Source organism: Enterocloster citroniae, assembly GCF_040545455.1.
In the GTDB taxonomy this organism is placed as follows: Bacteria; Bacillota; Clostridia; order Lachnospirales; family Lachnospiraceae; genus Enterocloster; species Enterocloster citroniae.
The window spans coordinates 38,941-56,125 of record NZ_JBEPLZ010000019.1 but is presented as its reverse complement, the minus strand read 5'-3'; the positions used below and the strand labels follow the sequence as shown (position 1 = coordinate 56,125).

The 17,185-nt window shown below is 52.5% G+C and carries 12 protein-coding genes and 1 riboswitch; of the genes, 8 read left to right on the top strand and 4 right to left on the bottom strand.

Annotated features, from left to right (window positions below; translation table 11 throughout):
* Nucleotides 1-39 precede the first annotated feature (39 nt).
* Nucleotides 40-1,386: an MATE family efflux transporter gene (locus tag ABID13_RS20465; RefSeq protein ID WP_048929606.1), complete on the top strand. Its 1,347-nt coding sequence runs from the start codon at nt 40-42 to the stop codon at nt 1,384-1,386.
* Here the strand turns inward: ABID13_RS20465 and ribH are convergent.
* The 4 genes from ribH to ribD all read right to left on the bottom strand — a co-directional run bounded on the left by ribH (nt 1,358) and on the right by ribD (nt 4,942).
* Nucleotides 1,358-1,825, bottom strand: a complete 468-nt coding sequence (gene ribH, locus ABID13_RS20460; protein WP_007867216.1) for a 6,7-dimethyl-8-ribityllumazine synthase — start codon at nt 1,823-1,825, stop codon at nt 1,358-1,360. The two genes, ABID13_RS20465 and ribH, sit on opposite strands and share 29 nt — an antisense overlap.
* 78 nt (nt 1,826-1,903) lie before the next feature.
* The gene (locus tag ABID13_RS20455; protein WP_045092300.1) at nt 1,904-3,106 is read right to left on the bottom strand and encodes a bifunctional 3,4-dihydroxy-2-butanone-4-phosphate synthase/GTP cyclohydrolase II; all 1,203 of its coding nucleotides are present in this window, start codon (nt 3,104-3,106) and stop codon (nt 1,904-1,906) included.
* Between the two features lie 22 nt (nt 3,107-3,128).
* Nucleotides 3,129-3,857: a riboflavin synthase gene (locus tag ABID13_RS20450; RefSeq protein WP_045092299.1), complete on the bottom strand. Its 729-nt coding sequence runs from the start codon at nt 3,855-3,857 to the stop codon at nt 3,129-3,131.
* Nucleotides 3,842-4,942, bottom strand: a complete 1,101-nt coding sequence (ribD, locus tag ABID13_RS20445; protein WP_040417150.1) for a bifunctional diaminohydroxyphosphoribosylaminopyrimidine deaminase/5-amino-6-(5-phosphoribosylamino)uracil reductase RibD — start codon at nt 4,940-4,942, stop codon at nt 3,842-3,844. The genes ABID13_RS20450 and ribD overlap by 16 nt, the downstream gene beginning before the upstream one ends.
* 299 nt (nt 4,943-5,241) lie before the next feature.
* A riboswitch (FMN riboswitch) is annotated at nt 5,242-5,356 on the bottom strand.
* 216 nt (nt 5,357-5,572) lie between these two features.
* Between ribD and ABID13_RS20440 the strand changes: the two genes are divergently transcribed.
* The 7 genes from ABID13_RS20440 (at nt 5,573) to ABID13_RS20410 (ending at nt 17,130) form a co-directional block, all read left to right on the top strand.
* Nucleotides 5,573-6,208: a cytidylate kinase-like family protein gene (locus ABID13_RS20440; protein WP_048929347.1), complete on the top strand. Its 636-nt coding sequence runs from the start codon at nt 5,573-5,575 to the stop codon at nt 6,206-6,208.
* 87 nt (nt 6,209-6,295) lie between these two features.
* Nucleotides 6,296-7,546: a peptidoglycan-binding protein gene (locus ABID13_RS20435; protein WP_007867203.1), complete on the top strand. Its 1,251-nt coding sequence runs from the start codon at nt 6,296-6,298 to the stop codon at nt 7,544-7,546.
* Nucleotides 7,547-7,856: 310 nt separating this feature from the next.
* Nucleotides 7,857-8,963, top strand: a complete 1,107-nt coding sequence (locus tag ABID13_RS20430; RefSeq protein WP_007867201.1) for a carbamoyl phosphate synthase small subunit — start codon at nt 7,857-7,859, stop codon at nt 8,961-8,963.
* Nucleotides 8,963-12,181, top strand: a complete 3,219-nt coding sequence (gene carB, locus ABID13_RS20425; RefSeq protein WP_048929346.1) for a carbamoyl-phosphate synthase large subunit — start codon at nt 8,963-8,965, stop codon at nt 12,179-12,181. The genes ABID13_RS20430 and carB overlap by 1 nt, the downstream gene beginning before the upstream one ends.
* A 144-nt stretch (nt 12,182-12,325) precedes the next feature.
* Nucleotides 12,326-14,152, top strand: a complete 1,827-nt coding sequence (locus ABID13_RS20420; RefSeq protein WP_045092297.1) for a cache domain-containing sensor histidine kinase — start codon at nt 12,326-12,328, stop codon at nt 14,150-14,152.
* On the top strand, nt 14,130-15,368 hold the full coding sequence (locus tag ABID13_RS20415) for a response regulator transcription factor (RefSeq protein WP_048929345.1): 1,239 nt from the start codon (nt 14,130-14,132) through the stop codon (nt 15,366-15,368). Before ABID13_RS20420 ends, ABID13_RS20415 begins: the two co-directional genes overlap by 23 nt.
* Nucleotides 15,369-15,591: 223 nt before the next feature.
* The gene (locus tag ABID13_RS20410) at nt 15,592-17,130 is read left to right on the top strand and encodes an ABC transporter substrate-binding protein (protein ID WP_045092296.1); all 1,539 of its coding nucleotides are present in this window, start codon (nt 15,592-15,594) and stop codon (nt 17,128-17,130) included.
* Nucleotides 17,131-17,185 lie beyond the last annotated feature (55 nt).

Below are 17,185 nucleotides of genomic sequence, written 5' to 3'. Positions count from 1 at the left end.
ATTTTTTTGTCCTATCTTATATTGAACGGAGGAGAGAACATGAGTGAAAATAACCATATAGGAAGGGAATTTATAAAATACACCGGCCTGAATGTCCTTGGCATGATAGGTCTTTCCTGTTACATACTGGCGGATACGTTTTTTGTGTCAAAGGCCATGGGCACCAATGGGCTGGCTGCCCTGAACCTGGCGATCTCCGTGTACAGCCTGATCAGCGCCACGGGTCTGATGCTGGGGATCGGGGGAGCGACACGCTTTTCTATTTTCCATATCCAGGGAAATCAGGAGGAGGGGAGGAGGGGATTTACACGGACGGTTCTGCTGGGACTTATGGCAGGAGCCGTATTTTTTGCGGCAGGTGTTTTGGCAGCGCCTCTGATCGCAGGGATACTGGGAGCCAACGGGGATATATTGGGGGACACGGCCGTCTATCTCAGGGTCATACTCTGTTTTGCACCCTGTTTTATCATGAACAACATTCTGCTGGCGTTTGTGCGCAATGACGGAAACCCAAGGATATCCATGGCCGCCATGCTGACGGGAAGCATGGCCAATATTATTCTGGATTATGTATTCATGTTCCCCTTTTCCATGGGGATGTTTGGGGCCGCGTTTGCCACAGGGCTGGCGCCGGTCATAAGCATGGGGGTGCTTGCGCTGCATCTGTCCAGCAAAAAGAGCAGCCTGCATCTGCGCTCATCCAAGTGGAGATGGAAGGAGGCGCTTTCCATACTGTCACCGGGCGTTTCCTCCTTTGTCACGGAAATGTCATCAGGGGTCGTGCTCATTGTATTCAATCTGGTGATCCTGAGGCTGGCAGGCAATACAGGGGTGGCTGCCTATGGGATCGTTGCGAACCTGGCCCTGGTGGTGACCGCCGTGTTCACAGGGATCGCCCAGGGAATCCAGCCCCTTGTAAGCCGCGGATACGGGGCAGGGGACGGTAAAATGCTGAACATGATCCTTCGATCCGCCATGGTCCTGTCCCTGTCCCTGGCCGTGGGCATCTATATCAGCGCCAATCTGTGCTCAGGGACCGTGATCGCGGTTTTCAACAGCGAGGGCAGCCGGGATCTGGCAATGATTGCGGAAAGAGGGATCCGGCTGTATTTTGCGGGATTCCTCTTTGCGGGGCTGAACATTGTGAGCGCCGCCTTTTTAAGTGCGGTGATGGAGACGGGAAAGGCGTTTGGCGTCTCTGCGATCAGGGGATGTGCGGCGATCATTCCCCTGGCAGTCCTCCTTCCCATGGTATTTGGAATGGATGGTGTGTGGATGGCCTTTGTGCTGGCTGAGATGGCTGCCTGCGGGGTATCCGCCCGGGGGATTCTGGGCTTTGGCCGTTCATTTTCCCGTGTCACACCTTCATCTCACGAAACAGATTGACCATCTCAATGGCGCCCAGGGCGCATTCGTATCCTTTGTTGCCCGCTTTGGTTCCGGCCCGTTCAATGGCCTGTTCGATGGTATCCGTGGTCAGCACCCCGAACATCACAGGCAGGCCGTTTGAAAGGGAGGCCTGGGCAATGCCCTTGGACACCTCGCTGCAGACATAGTCATAATGGCTGGTGCTTCCGCGGATGACGGCGCCCAGGCAGATGACGGCATCGTATTTTCTGCTGGCAGCCATCTTGGCAGCCGCCAGCGGGATCTCAAAAGCGCCCGGCACCCAGGCCACATCGATCTCCTCCTCCCGCACATTGAGTCGTTTCAGGCCGTCCAGCGCTCCTCCCAAAAGTTTAGAGGTGATAAATTCATTAAAGCGGGCCGCTACGATCCCCACCCTTATCTGCTCTGATACAAGTTTTCCTTCATATATTGTCATGATCATTTCTCCTTTTTGGTTTTGTGTACCCTCGGAGTCTCCGAGAGTACACTTTTATGTTCAAAAGTGTATGTTTCCTTACCTGTAGTTCAGGATATGTCCCATGCGTTTCTGCTTTGTTTTCAGGTAAAAGATGTCATGGTCCGTTGCCTCGATCTGGATGGGGACCCGTTCCGTGATCTCCATGCCGAAACCGGACAGCTGGTAGACCTTATCCGGATTATTGGTGAGCAGCCGCAGGGTCTTTACCCCGAGATCCCTTAAAATCTGCGCTCCGATATAATACTCCCTCATGTCACCGTCAAATCCAAGGGCCAGATTGGCATCCAGGGTATCCATGCCTTGGTCCTGGAGCTGGTAGGCCCTCAGTTTATTGATCAGGCCGATGCCCCGCCCCTCCTGGCGCATGTACAGCAGGATGCCCCGCCCCTCTTTTTCGATCCGCTCCATGGCAGCGGCAAACTGCTGGCCGCAGTCGCACCGCATGGAGCCAAATGCATCGCCGGTCAGGCATTCGGAATGGACCCTGCAGAGCAGGCCGCGCCCGTCCCCGATCTCCCCCTTTACCAGAGCCACATGGTGTTCTCCGTTTAACCGGTTCACATAGCCATATGCTTTAAAATCTCCGTACCGGGTGGGCATACTGGTCACCGCCATGCATTCCACCAGGCATTCGTGCTGCTTGCGGTAATCCTTGATGGCTTGGATGGTGATAAAGGAAAGCCCCCACTTGCGGGCCAGGTCCATAAGCTCCGGAGTCCGCATCATGGTCCCGTCCTCTTTCATGATCTCACAGCACAGGCCGCACTCCTTTAAACCTGCCAGACGCATCAGGTCCACGGTGGCTTCCGTGTGGCCTTCCCGCTCCAGGACCCCGTTTTTTCTGGCCATCAGGGGGAACATATGGCCGGGTCTGCGAAAGTCCCCGGGCCGTGCATGGTCATCCGTGCAGAAGCGGGCGGTGGCCCCCCGTTCGGCCGCGGAAATGCCGGTGGTGGTGCTTACATGGTCCACGGATACTGTAAAGGCGGTTTCGTGGTTGTCGCCATTGTCCGCCACCATTTGGGGAAATTCCAGTTTACGGCAGAGCTCCATACTCATGGGCATGCAGATCAGCCCCTTGCCGTGTACTGCCATAAAGTTGACATTTTCCGTTGTGGCGTACTGGGCGGCGCAGATAAAATCCCCCTCATTTTCCCTGTCCTCATGGTCGGTTACCAGGATGATCCTGCCCTTTTGCAGGTCTTTAAGGGCATCTTCCACTGTGTTGAACTGAAACATATACTGTTACCTCCTTTAAGAATTAAAATCCATATTTTGTTAAGAAATCTCTGGTGATCGTTCCGGCGCAATGACTTTGGGAAATGCCGGCCCGGGAGATGTTGGGCTGGGGGCCGCCGGGTCCGGTGAAGCCGGCCCGGGAAACCTTGTCCTGGGAAAAAGATGAGGCGCCAAGAAGTTTCCCAATGTATTTTCCCACACAGTCATTCTCCAGGTTTACCCTGTCGCCGGCCCGTTTTGCACCAAGGGTGGTGTGGCGGATGGTATGGGGGATCACGGATACGCTGAAATCATGGTCCGTGACCCGGGCAACGGTCAGGCTGATGCCGTCCATGGCAATGGAGCCCTTTTCCACGATATAGAGCAGAATGCCCGGCGGCGCCTCCACGGTATACCAAACCGCGTTCCCGTCCTGCCGGATCATGGAAATGGTTCCGGTGCCGTCAATGTGTCCCGACACAATATGGCCTCCAAACCGCCCGTCCGCAGCCATGGCCCTCTCCAGGTTCACCAGACTTCCTGTTTTCAGATCCCCCAGGCATGACCGCGCCATTGTCTCATGCATGACATCGGCCTTGAAGCTGTCCTGTGACAGGGATGTGACCGTAAGGCATACGCCGTTTACCGCAATGCTGTCCCCCTGCCGGCTGCCGGAAGGGATGAGAGCTGCGCCGATTTGAAGAACGCAGGAGGCGGGGGTTTTGATCATGGATCTCAGGGCGCCGGTTTCTTCAATTATGCCTGTAAACATGCGGATACCTCGCTTTCCAGTAAAATATCGTCTCCCAGCACTGTGATACGGGGCTGTTTTAAGAAGAAAGCCTGTCCGGGAGCTCCCACGCCTTTTCCGTCCACAGGGGATGGAGCGTCCTTTCCTCCGAACAGCTTGGGCGCCACATAGGCCTGGACTTTATGTACCAGACCCTGATCCAGTGCGGACCAGTTAAGTGCGGCCCCTCCTTCCAGCAGGATGCTGTCAATGTTCATTTCCCCCAACCGCTTCATCAGGGCGGCCAGGTCCACATGCCCATCCGCCTGAGGCAGGGTGAGGATCTCGCAGCCCGCTTCCTCATAGGGACGGATTATATCCTCCTCTGTACGGCAGGTGGCCAGAATGGTCCTGACCGACCTGGCGGTGGATACGATCCTGGAAGTGGCAGGTGTGCGAAGGCGTGTGTCGCAGATGATCCGCACAGGGTTCCTGCCGTCCGGCAGACGGCAGGTGAGAAGGGGATCGTCCTTAAGGATGGTTCCCACACCTGCCATAATGGCGCTGTAGCGGTTCCTGTCCCTGTGGACCCGCATCCTTGCCTCATCTCCGGTGATCCACCTGGACCGTCCCGTACAGGTGGCTGTCTTTCCATCCATGGTCATGGCGTACTTCATCACAACGTAAGGCTGTTTTGTGCGGATGAAATGAAAGAAAACCTGATTCTGGGAAATGCACTCTGCTTCAAGCACGCCCTGAACCACCTGGATCCCGTGGCTGTTAAGGAGGGAGATCCCTTTTCCCGCCACCAGGGGATTGGGATCCGCGGTCCCTATGACAACGCGGCTTATGCCGCTTTCCATAATGGCATCCGTACAGGGGGGAGTCTTTCCGCAGTGGCAGCATGGTTCCAGCGTGACGTAGAGGGTGGCGCCCCGGGCCGTCCGGGTCAGGGAAGCCAGGGCCTCCCGTTCCGCGTGGGGACCGCCGTACTCACGGTGGTATCCCCGGCCTATGATCATCCCGTCCTTGACAATAACCGCTCCCACCAGTGGATTGGGATTCACCCGGCCTTCCCCTTTTTGGGCCAGCTTCAGGGCAAGGCCCATGTATTCTTCATCTGTCATTTTTACATCTGTCATTAAAACACCTCCAAATCTGTGGTTGGGTTGTATGGGGGATCTGTTTTATGGAAAACAAAAAACGCCTTGAACAAAGGTTCAGGGCGTGTAGAACAGGAACTGGGAATGTTTGGAAATCAAATAGCTGGCAGATGGCGGGTTCTGTTCATATATGACATTAAAGAACGGACATGATGCCGCCCGGACGGATCCGCAATCCAAAAAGCCCTGAAATGATAAAATCATTCCAGGGCAGTTAAACATTCTAACAGGTATGGATCCATTGAATAAAACAGATCCAACCATCCTATCTTCTTTCATCCAGACTTTACTGTCGGCTTCGGAGTTTCACCGAATCATGCCTTGCGGCTCGTGGGCTGTACCACCGGTAGGGAATTGCACCCTGCCCTGAAGATATTGATTCAATTGAATGTAATTATAGACAGGTAAACCGGATCTGTCAAGATATTTTTCTTGGGAGATTTCTATAAAGATTTTTTATAAAGATTTTTCACTCCGTATCCCATGATCAATTGTGATACATATTTTGGGTTCAGTGGTATAATAGAACCAGGGAAGGAGTCCGTATCAGTACAGGAGAAAGGTTCCCTGCAAAAAAAATAGGAGGATGGGCATATGAAAGACGGAAAAAAACTGATAATAACCATTGGCAGGCAGTTCGGCAGCGGCGGCAGTGAGATCGGCAGGCAGCTGGCAACGGAATTGGGACTGGGTTTTTACGACAAGAATATCCTCCGCATGGATTCGGATGAAAGCGGTATCAAGGAAAGCTTTTATTACATGACAGATGAAAAGGCGGGGAATAAACTGCTCTACAAGATCATAAAGGGCATGACACCGGAGATCGGATCCCCCTCCCTGGGCTCGGACCTGGTATCAGCGGACAATCTGTTCCGCTTCCAGTCGGAAGTTATCAGGAAGCTGGCGGCAGAGGAGGACTGTGTGTTCATTGGGCGGTGCGCCGATTATGTGCTGGAGGGAACGGAAGGGCTGGTCCGGATGTTCCTTTACGGGGACATGGATTACCGCGTCAGGCGTATAACGGAAAAAGAATATTTTGATCAAAAGGATGTCAAAAAGAACATCAAGAGGAACGACCGGGAACGCCGGGACTATTACCGGTATTATACCGGCCAGGACTGGCAGGATATGGAGAATTATGATGTGATGCTGAATACAGCCGTGCTGGGAACGGAAGGGACGGTCAGGGCGGTCAAGGCGTATCTTAAAATACGGGGATATGAGCTATAGGGTGTCAAACTTTTATGCACAGGACATGCATATAATAAGAAAGGCCATATTATATTTAGGTAATGATAAGAAATTATGAGGTATTACATGGCAACCAATCCAGAACGGACATCCAGTGGAATGCTGCAGATCAATGTAGTCAATATCCAGAACAACTTCCCCATTCAAAATGCCAGGGTGACAATCAGTTATAAGGGAGAGCCTACCAGCGCCATAGAACAGCTTCAGACCAACAGTTCAGGGCAGACAGAGACCGTATCCCTACCCGCCCCTCCGGTGGAACTGAGCCTGGAACCGGGCATTATCCAGCCCTATTCCGAATACAACCTTACAGTGGAGGCGGATGGATTTGATCCCCTTGTGGTGTCGGGTACGGAGATATTGGCTGAATCCACTGCGATCCAGCCTGTGAGCATGACTCCCCAGGGTGAGGGAACTCCTCCCGAAGACCCGATTGTAATTCCGGACCATACGCTGTACGGGGACTATCCGCCCAAGATCGCGGAGGCTGAGATCAAACCCGTGAACGAGAGCGGGGAAATTGTGTTAAGCCGTGTGGTGGTCCCCCAGACCATTGTGGTCCATGACGGGGCGCCCACGGACAGTACGGCCAAGGATTACTACGTACCGTACAGAGACTACATAAAGAACGTGGCCTCCAGTGAAATCTACTCCACCTGGCCCAGGGCCACCATCACGGCCAATGTGCTAGCAATCATGTCCTTTACATTAAACCGTGTGTATACGGAGTGGTACAGGAACCAGGGATATGATTTTACCATCACTTCCTCCACTGCGTTTGACCACAAATGGATCTATGGCAGGAACATATTTGAGAGCATTTCACAGATCGTGGATGAGATCTTTGACAGTTATCTGTCCAGACCCGGAGTGCGCCAGCCCATCCTCACCCAGTACTGTGACGGGCGCCAGGTGCAGTGCCCTAACTGGATGACACAGTGGGGATCCTGCTCATTGGGAGAGCAGGGGTACAGCCCCATTGAGATCCTGCGGCATTTCTACGGCAGCAGTATTTATATCAATACGGCGGAGCAGATTGCAGGGATCCCCGCCTCCTGGCCGGGGAATGACCTGACCATCGGAAGCTCAGGGGATAAGGTAAGGCAGATGCAGGAACAGCTGGATACCATTGCCACGGTTTACACCGCAATTCCCAGGGTGACGCCTGACGGGGTCTACGGGCCAAGGACAGCGGAGGCGGTCAGGGAGTTCCAGTCCATATTCGGCCTGCCCCAGACCGGGGTGGTGGACTTTGCCACCTGGTACAGGATATCGCATATTTATGTGGGAATCACCAGGATCGCGGAACTGGTATAGGGGCGCTCCCAGGATAAAAAGAGGATGAGAACAGCATAAGATCAGATGAGGACCGGGCAGGGCATATGGCATGGATAGAATGCCGTAAGGCCCTGCCTGATCATTTTGCGGGAGATGGGATGGAAATGATTCCTGAAAAACTGTTTGGCATAGACAAAAAAATTTAGCCTTTAAAGCTATTGAATAATAAATCGAAATACAGTATAATCTTTACAATTTGGGCTAAAGTGTGCAGTAAGCATTGTTCAGACACGCTTTGGCGTTATTGCGGCCCAACAGCAAACACATAGGAAAGGACAGGTACCCCCATATGAAAGCATACCTCATACTGGAAGATGGAACTGTATTCACCGGGACAAGTATTGGTTCCCAGCGTGAAGTGATCAGTGAGATCGTGTTTAACACATCTATGACCGGTTATCTGGAAGTGCTGACCGACCCGTCATACGCGGGACAGGCAGTAGTCATGACATATCCCCTGATTGGCAATTATGGAATCTGCCATGAAGACATGGAATCAGCAAAACCCTGGCCGGACGGCTATATTGTAAGAGAATTATCAAGAATCCCCAGCAACTTCCGTAGCGAGGATACCATCCAGAACTTCTTAAAAGAACATGACATTCCCGGTATCAGCGGTATCGATACAAGAGCCCTTACCAAAATTTTAAGAGAAAAAGGCACCATGAACGGTATGATCACCACAAAGGAGTATACCGATCTTAGCGAGCCCACAGAGCGCATGAAGGAATACAGCGTCACCGGTGTTGTTTTGAAAACCTCCACGAAGGAGAAGTATGTGCTTCCGGGACACAGTGAAGCCCCCGGCGGCAGCTTCCCGGGCGCGGGGAAAAAGGTGGCTCTTATGGATTACGGTGCAAAGAAAAACATTGCCCGTTCCTTAAACAGCCTTGGCTGTGAGGTTACCGTATATCCGGCGGATACCCCGGCAGAGGAAGTGCTGGCAGCCTGCCCGGACGGCATCATGCTCAGCAACGGCCCCGGCGATCCCAAGGAGAACACGGCCATTATTGAGGAAATAAAGAAACTTTATGCATCGGATGTTCCGATCTTTGCCATCTGTCTGGGACACCAGCTCATGGCTCTGGCCAACGGAATGGACACCTATAAACTGAAATACGGACACAGGGGCGGAAACCATCCGGTCAAGGACCTGGAGACAGGAAGAGTTTACATTTCTTCCCAGAACCACGGCTATGTGGTCGACATGGAAAAGGTGAACCCGGAGATTGCGGTTCCGGCGTTTGTGAATGTAAATGACGGCACCAACGAGGGGCTGAAATACGTGGGCAAGAACATTTTCACGGTTCAGTACCACCCTGAGGCCTGCCCCGGACCATTGGATTCCGGATACCTGTTTGACCGTTTCCTGAAAATGATGGAGGTGAAAAACTGATGCCAAAGAATCCTGATATTAACAAAGTTCTTGTACTCGGTTCCGGCCCGATCATCATCGGACAGGCCGCCGAATTTGACTATGCGGGTACACAGGCCTGCCGTTCCTTAAAGGAAGAGGGAGTGGAGGTTGTGCTCTTAAACTCCAACCCGGCCACCATTATGACGGACAAGGATATTGCGGACCGGGTTTATATTGAACCACTGACCGTGGAAGTGGTGGAGCAGCTGATCTTAAAGGAAAAGCCGGACAGCGTTCTGCCCACCCTGGGCGGACAGGCGGGGCTTAACCTGGCCATGGAACTGGAGGACGCGGGCTTTTTTAAGAAGCATAATGTGCGCCTGATCGGAACCACGGCGCTGACCATCAAGAAAGCGGAAGACCGCGAGATGTTTAAGGAAACCATGGAGAAGATCGGCGAGCCGGTGGCTCCCTCCGACATTGTGGAGGATGTAAAACGCGGTCTGGAGATCGCGGAGCAGATCGGATATCCGGTGGTGCTCCGTCCCGCCTATACCTTGGGCGGCTCCGGCGGCGGTATTGCCCAGAATCCGGAACAGTGTGCCCAGATTCTGGAAAACGGCCTCCGCCTCTCACGTGTGGGACAGGTTTTGGTGGAGCGCTGCATTGCCGGCTGGAAGGAAATCGAGTATGAGGTGATGCGGGACGGCGCCGGTAACGTGATCACGGTTTGTAATATGGAAAATATCGATCCCGTGGGCGTGCACACCGGCGACAGTATCGTGGTTGCCCCCTCCCAGACACTGGGGGACAAGGAGTACCAGATGCTTCGTACCTCCGCCCTCAACATTATCAGCGAGCTGGGGATCACCGGCGGCTGCAATGTGCAGTACGCCCTGAACCCTGACAGCTTTGAGTACTGCGTGATCGAGGTAAACCCGCGTGTGAGCCGTTCTTCCGCTCTGGCCAGCAAGGCCACCGGATACCCCATTGCCAAGGTGGCGGCCAAGATCGCCCTGGGCTACACCCTGGATGAGATCAAGAACGCGGTTACAAAAAAAACATACGCAAGCTTTGAGCCGATGCTGGACTACTGTGTGGTCAAGATGCCAAGGCTTCCATTTGATAAATTCATCAGCGCCAAGCGCACCCTGGGAACCCAGATGAAGGCCACCGGAGAGGTGATGAGCATCTGCACCAACTTCGAGGGCGGCCTGATGAAAGCCATCCGTTCCCTGGAACAGCATGTGGACTGCCTGTTGTCCTACGATTTCATCGGATTCACCGACAGTGAGCTTAGGGAGCAGATGGAAAAGGTGGATGACATGAGGATCTGGAGGATTGCGGAAGCGCTGCGCAGAGGCATTTCTTATGAAGAGATCCACGCCATTACCAAGATCGATGTGTGGTTTATCGACAAGCTGGCGATCCTTGTGGAGATGGAAAATGCCCTGAAGGCAGTGGGTGAAGGAAAGTCTGAGCTGACTGCAGAGCTTCTCAAAGAGGCCAAGAGGATCGAGTTCCCTGACAACGTGATCGCAAGGCTGACCGGCATTTCCCAGGAAGAGGTCAAAAAACAGCGCTATGAAAATGACATCCGCGCAGCTTACAAGATGGTTGACACCTGCGCGGCTGAGTTTGCGGCAGAGACGCCGTACTATTATTCCTGTTTTGGAAGCTTCAACGAGGCGGAGAAGACAGAGGGCCGCAAAAAGGTTCTGGTTCTGGGTTCCGGTCCCATCCGCATTGGACAGGGCATTGAGTTTGACTTCTGCTCCGTGCACAGCACCTGGGCCTTCAGCAGGGAAGGCTATGAGACCATTATCGTGAACAATAACCCGGAGACCGTAAGTACGGACTTCGACATTGCGGATAAGCTGTACTTTGAACCGCTGACACCGGAGGATGTGGAGAGCATTGTGGATATAGAGAAACCGGACGGCGCGGTGGTGCAGTTCGGCGGACAGACGGCCATCAAGCTGACGGAGGCTCTGATGAAAATGGGAGTCCCCATTCTTGGCACAGCTGCAAAGGATGTGGACGCTGCGGAGGACAGGGAATTGTTTGACGCCATCCTGGAGCAGTGCAATATCCCCAGACCGGCAGGCCGCACCGTATTCACGGCGGAGGAGGCCAAAGCGGCGGCCCATGAGCTGGGTTATCCCGTGCTGGTGCGCCCGTCCTATGTGCTGGGCGGACAGGGTATGCAGATCGCCATCAGCGATGAGGACATTGATGAGTTTATCGGCATCATCAACATGATCGCGCAGGAGCATCCGATCCTGGTGGATAAATACATCATGGGCAAGGAAATCGAGGTGGACGCCATCTGTGACGGCACCGACATCCTGATCCCAGGCATTATGGAGCATATTGAGCGCACGGGAATCCATTCCGGTGACAGTATTTCCGTGTATCCGGCCATGGATATCACACAGCACAATATCGACACCATTGTGGATTACACCGAAAAGCTGGCAAGGGCGCTCCACGTAAAGGGCATGATCAACATCCAGTTTATTGTGGACGGGGATAATGTGTATATTATCGAGGTGAATCCACGTTCCTCACGTACGGTTCCCTATATCAGCAAGGTAACGGGGATCCCCATCGTGCCCCTGGCAACCCAGATCATCTGCGGCCACACCATCCGGGAGCTGGGCTATAAGCCGGGACTTCAGCCCGCGGCTGACTATATTGCCATCAAGATGCCCGTATTCTCATTTGAGAAGATCCGGGGCGCGGATATCAGCCTTGGACCTGAGATGAAGTCCACGGGCGAGTGCCTGGGCATTGCGAAGACATTTAACGAGGCCCTGTACAAGGCATTTGAGGGAGCGGGCATCCGCCTTCCCAAGTACAAAAAGATGATTATGACCATCCGCCACAGCGATCAGGAGGAGGCGGTGGATATTGCCCGCAGGTTTGCGGCAGTGGGTTACCAGATCTTTGCCACCAGGGGAACCGCAAGAACCCTGAATAGGAACGGTGTCAAGGCTTATGAGATCCGCAAGCTGGAGCAGGAGTCACCCAATATCCTGGACCTGGTCCTGGGCCATCAGATCGACCTGATCATCGATATCCCGGCGCAGGGAGCGGAGCGAAGCCACGATGGCTTCATCATCCGCCGCAATGCCATTGAGACAGGGGTTAACGTGCTGACATCCCTGGATACGGCAGCCGCGCTGGTTACCAGTTTGGAGAACCGGGCAAGGGAGCTTACGCTGATCGATATTGCCATGGTAAAGAACGCATAGGAATGATCAAAAGCCATATCCGGCAATGGGCCGGGTGTGGCTTTTGTGTATTCTGTGTTACGGAAAAATAACGGTCTTGCTTTTGATGAATTTTCACATTAGAATAGAATTATTGGAAAAATTCTGACAAAGGGGGCGGGGGCTTTGGGATGGTGGTCGCTTAAAAAAGAATTGTTTACATATTTTTTTATCACTTCAACGGTCATCCTGATTTTTCTGGGGATCATCCTTTACTCGGTCATGGACAGGACCATCTATGAAAGGGTCCAAAAGGACCAGAAATTGTTTTTGGAAAACCAGCTGCAGTTGGTGGACTCCAATCTTTCACTGCTGGAAAACCTGATCCTCAAGGTTTCAAATGACAGCAATCTGCAGGCTATGATGCAGGTTCCAAAATCCCAGGCCGACACCTTCAGCGAGTCCAGTTCACGCTTTTACATGACTCTGGAAAATTATATGCAGCCCATAGAAAAGTACATCAGCGTCCTGCATATCGAGGGGAATAACGGCCTGAAGGTGAGAAAGGGATTTGAATCATATCTGATTGATAAAGAGGACTATGAGGGTACGGAGTGGTACCGGAAGAGCATGGATACCACAGGGGCCATCTGTTGGTGGGAGATGCAGAAAAATTTCACCAGGATCCCCCATGTGTGGGTGGCTGCGCCCACGGAATATATTGTGCCCATTTATAAAAAAATCTGCCGTTCCGATGATATGGAGATACTGGGGGATATGGTGGTGTTCATTAGCCCCAGCTTGTTTTTCGGGGAGGAATACCATCCTTTTTCAGACTCCGACACACACAGCTACCTGGTGGATGCCTCCGGACAGATCGTGTACTCGGATGATGAGGATTTTATCAACAGGGACAGCGGCACTACCATGAATCTCCTGGATATGGAGCCCATTGAGCTGGAGCGGTCTAATGCCAGGCAGACCAGGATCCAGTCCATGAACGGGAGACTGGTGGTGTACAGGAAGTCATCCGCCTCCAACCTCTGGCTGGTGCGTGTGATCCAGCTGGAGAATGTGGTGCGGCAGGAAAGCCATTTCCTCTATGTGACAGCGGCATTGATTATAGGACTGATCCTTTTGTCCTTTGTGCTGTCTCTTAAATTTTCCAACAGCTTCACCAGGCCCATTGAGGAAGTGATCGTAAAGATCAACCACATTGCCCAGGGGGATTTTAACTACAGCCATTCCATTGGTCCGGGAGGAAAGAAGTTTGAATTGCTGTACCAGAACCTCTATAAAATGGAGCAGGATATCCAGTCCATGATGGAGGAGAACCGGAGAAAGGAAAAGGAGAAACGAAAGCTGGAGATCTCCATGCTGCAGATGCAGATCAATCCGCATTTTCTCTATAATACATTAAGCTCCATCAAGTGGATGGCGGTATTTCAGGGAGCCAGGGGGATCGAATCCATGGTAAATTCCCTGGGGATCATACTGGAGGCATCCTACAGCCGGGTGGATGAATTTGTACGGCTTAAGGAGGAGCTGGAGATTCTGGGCCATTATTTCACCATACAGAAGATCCGGTACCAGGACAAGATCAGCCTGGAAACCAGCTGCGGGGACCAGGGGCTTTTGCAGTGTTATGTGCCCAGGTTTATCCTGCAGCCCATTGTGGAAAATGCCATCTTCCACGGCATTGCCCCAAAGGAGGAGCCGGGGGAGATACGGCTTACCATTGACAGGGACAGCCGGGGGATCGTCATTTCCGTATGGGATAATGGGGTGGGGATGGACCGGGACATTCTTGACAGGATACTAAAGGAAAACGAAGTGGGTAAGCGGGGGCGGATCGGGGTTTCCAATGTCCACTCCAGGATCACGCTGATCTACGGCGCGGAATACGGGGTGGAAATAGAAAGCCGGAGGAAACATTTTACAGCGGTCAGGCTGCATATTCCGGAGGAGTACGAGGAGAGGGGACACACAGATGAAGGTACTGGTGGTAGATGATGAGATGATAATCCGGGTGGGAATCCAGTCCATACTGGAGCGATCAGGGGGGATATACACCTATGCCGGAAGTGCCGGGAGCGGTAAGGCGGCCCTGAAGGAGATGGAAAAGGAAATGCCGGACATTGTGGTCACGGACATCAAGATGCCTGAGATGGACGGCATCCAGCTGATAAAGGAGATAAAAAGAAGGAAAATGCCTGTGGGGATCATTGTCCTCAGCAGCTACAGTGAGTTTGAACTGGTCAGGGAGGCCATGAAGCAGGGGGCCTCGGATTATGTGCTGAAACTCTCCATGACAGAGGAATCCCTCATGGGAGCCTTGGATGAAGCTGCAAAGAGCATTGCAAAGGAAAAGAAAAGCCGGGAGAAATCGAGGCCTGTAAAGCTGCTTTTATCAGACTATCTGTCCCAGACAGGGGAAATGCAGGAGGATGACGCACTTTGGAAGGTGGGGGGAGGAGACTGCCTGGTCACGTGTGTGTGCCTGAAATATGTGCAGGAAGGAAAGGAAGAACTGTCAGGGGAGGCGGTGGAACATGTTGTGGAGAACCTGTTCAATGAAGTGTTTACCACATGGTGCATCAAGCTGGACGATATGGCATACGGCATTGTGGTTTTCTCCAACAACAGGACTTTGGATGAGTTTCAGCGGATGCTGCGTCAAATGTGCGGCAGGTGCAGGACCGTGCTCCATGACATACTGAATATAAATGCCTGTATGTATACGGGGACCATGGAGAACCACCCCAACGGACTCCGCAGGGCCCTGCAGCATGCTCTGGAACAAGAGGGGCATGGTCCGGCGGATGAACATGAGGACAAAAGACAGGCCGGCGACCAGTGGTCCCGGGTATACCAGGTTTTCAGAAATACAAGGAAGAGGGAGTATGCAGACCAGTATCCCCCGGCAGTGCGCCGGTCTCTGGAATATATGAATCAATATTATAACCGGGATTTGACGCTGAATGAGATTTCAGATTTGGTAAATCTCAATCCTTCCTATTTCAGCTTTCTGTTTAACACGGCCCTGACCATTACTTTTTCCAATTATCTCATGTGCCTGAGGATCCACCACTCAAAGAAGTTTCTGAAAGAGACCAATCTGAAGATCTTTGAGATCGCGGAAATGGTGGGATACCGGAACAGCTATTATTTTAACCGGATCTTCAAGCGGATTACAGGAGTAACGCCAATGGAATACAGAAAGGGATAAACAGGCATGATACCCACAGCGGACAAGGGCGCATCCGCCTCCTTGTCCGCTGCGGGTAAAATAAAGATAGTACTAAATACAAAAAAAGTACTATCTTTATTTTTGTGCACATTGAAATGATATTAGGAATACAAAATCAGTTTATTGTAATAATTACACAGAATGCTATACTTAGTCATATCAAAAAGCTAACATAACATCAAAGAGAGGGAGGTTACATTCTATGAGGAAGAGACTTGCACTGCTGCTGGCGGGAAGTATGCTTACAGGACTTCTTGGGGGATGCGCAGGCAGCAGCCAGAAGGCACCGGCCACAGGCGCGGGAACGGAAACAGTGGCGCCTGCATCAGGAGGACAGGAGACAAACGCCGGACAGGAGACAAAGGGCCCGCAGGAGGAGACAAAGGAACAGGCAGGCGCAGATCCGGGGAAGGTACAGGACGCAGACGGACAGAAGGTGATGGATGAACTGTATGCCCAGATTGCGGACAAACAGATAGAGCTGGAGCTTTGGACCGGCCCGGACTGGAAAGGGGTATATGATTCATCTGTGGAAGGCGGAGATTACCTTGACTTTTTTAACTTTGTAAAATCAGAGTTTGAGGCTAAATACCCCAACATCAAAGTCAATCCCATCCTCATTGACGGTTCCCAGAGAGCGGAGAAGCTGGCCATCGCCATACAGTCGGGCACCCTGCCCAATATGTACTACGAATCGGATTTTGCCCTCAGTGATTATGTCCATGAAGGCCTTATGGTCCCTCTGGATGATATTGTTACAGAGGAGGACAGGGCGGACATACCCAAATCTGTCTGGGACAGCCTGGAACTGGGGGGAAAGACGTATATTTTCCCATTCAGCGCAGAGGTGGGGATGATGGGGATCAATGTGAGCCTGTTTAAGGAAGCAGGGGCTGAGAGCTATCTTCCCAAGGGAGACATAGGCGTGTGGACTCCGGAGGAATTTAAATCCGCCCTGGAAGCGGTAAAAGGGCTGGACAACTGTTATCCCTTTGCTGTGTTTGCCAACAGCCAGCAGGGTGACTCCTTTACCAACATGCTGCTGCGCATGTATGGAGGGAAATTTGTCAATGACCAGGGCACGGAATTTACCATTAATGATGAAAAAGGCGTTAAGGCCCTGGATCTGATCGTGGAGATGAAGAACGAGGGACTGCTGGCCCCGGGAGGGGAGACGCTGAGCCACGGGGATGTCTACCAGATGTTCCTGAACAAGAACCTGGCCGTGGTCACCTTAAACAACCTGACTTACAATAACCTGGTTGCAGGCCTTAAAAACGGATCCATTGAAGAACCTTTTGAATTCAAATGGGCCTACTATCCCAATGAGCCGGGGGAGACGGATCCCTACTGCCTTTCTTATGTAAAGGGAGGGGCCATATTTAACACAGGGGATGAGGCGGAAACCATTGCCTCCAAGCTGTTTGTCCGGTTTTTCTGCTCCGAACCTTATACAGAGGCATCCAAGGTGCTGATCCCTGTCCGCCAGTCAAAACTGCAGGAGCTTAAGGACGGGAACCAGGATATCCATATTGTAGAGGCATCGGAGGCTCTGGGCCATATGGTTTCCATCACAGGCAGGGTGCCGGGATATGTATCAGCGCGTTCCTATTATTTCCCCGAGATCCAGGCAGTCCTAACAGGTCAGAAGACTCCCAAGGAAGCGCTGGACCAGTTTGTGAAGTCCGCCAATGAAGCGATTTCCAAGGCAGCCAAGCGTTCCGTCATACTGAATCCTTGAGAAAAGTTGTGGGCAGGGACTTTTCCCTGCCCTTTTTATGCCAAAACGCAGTCGG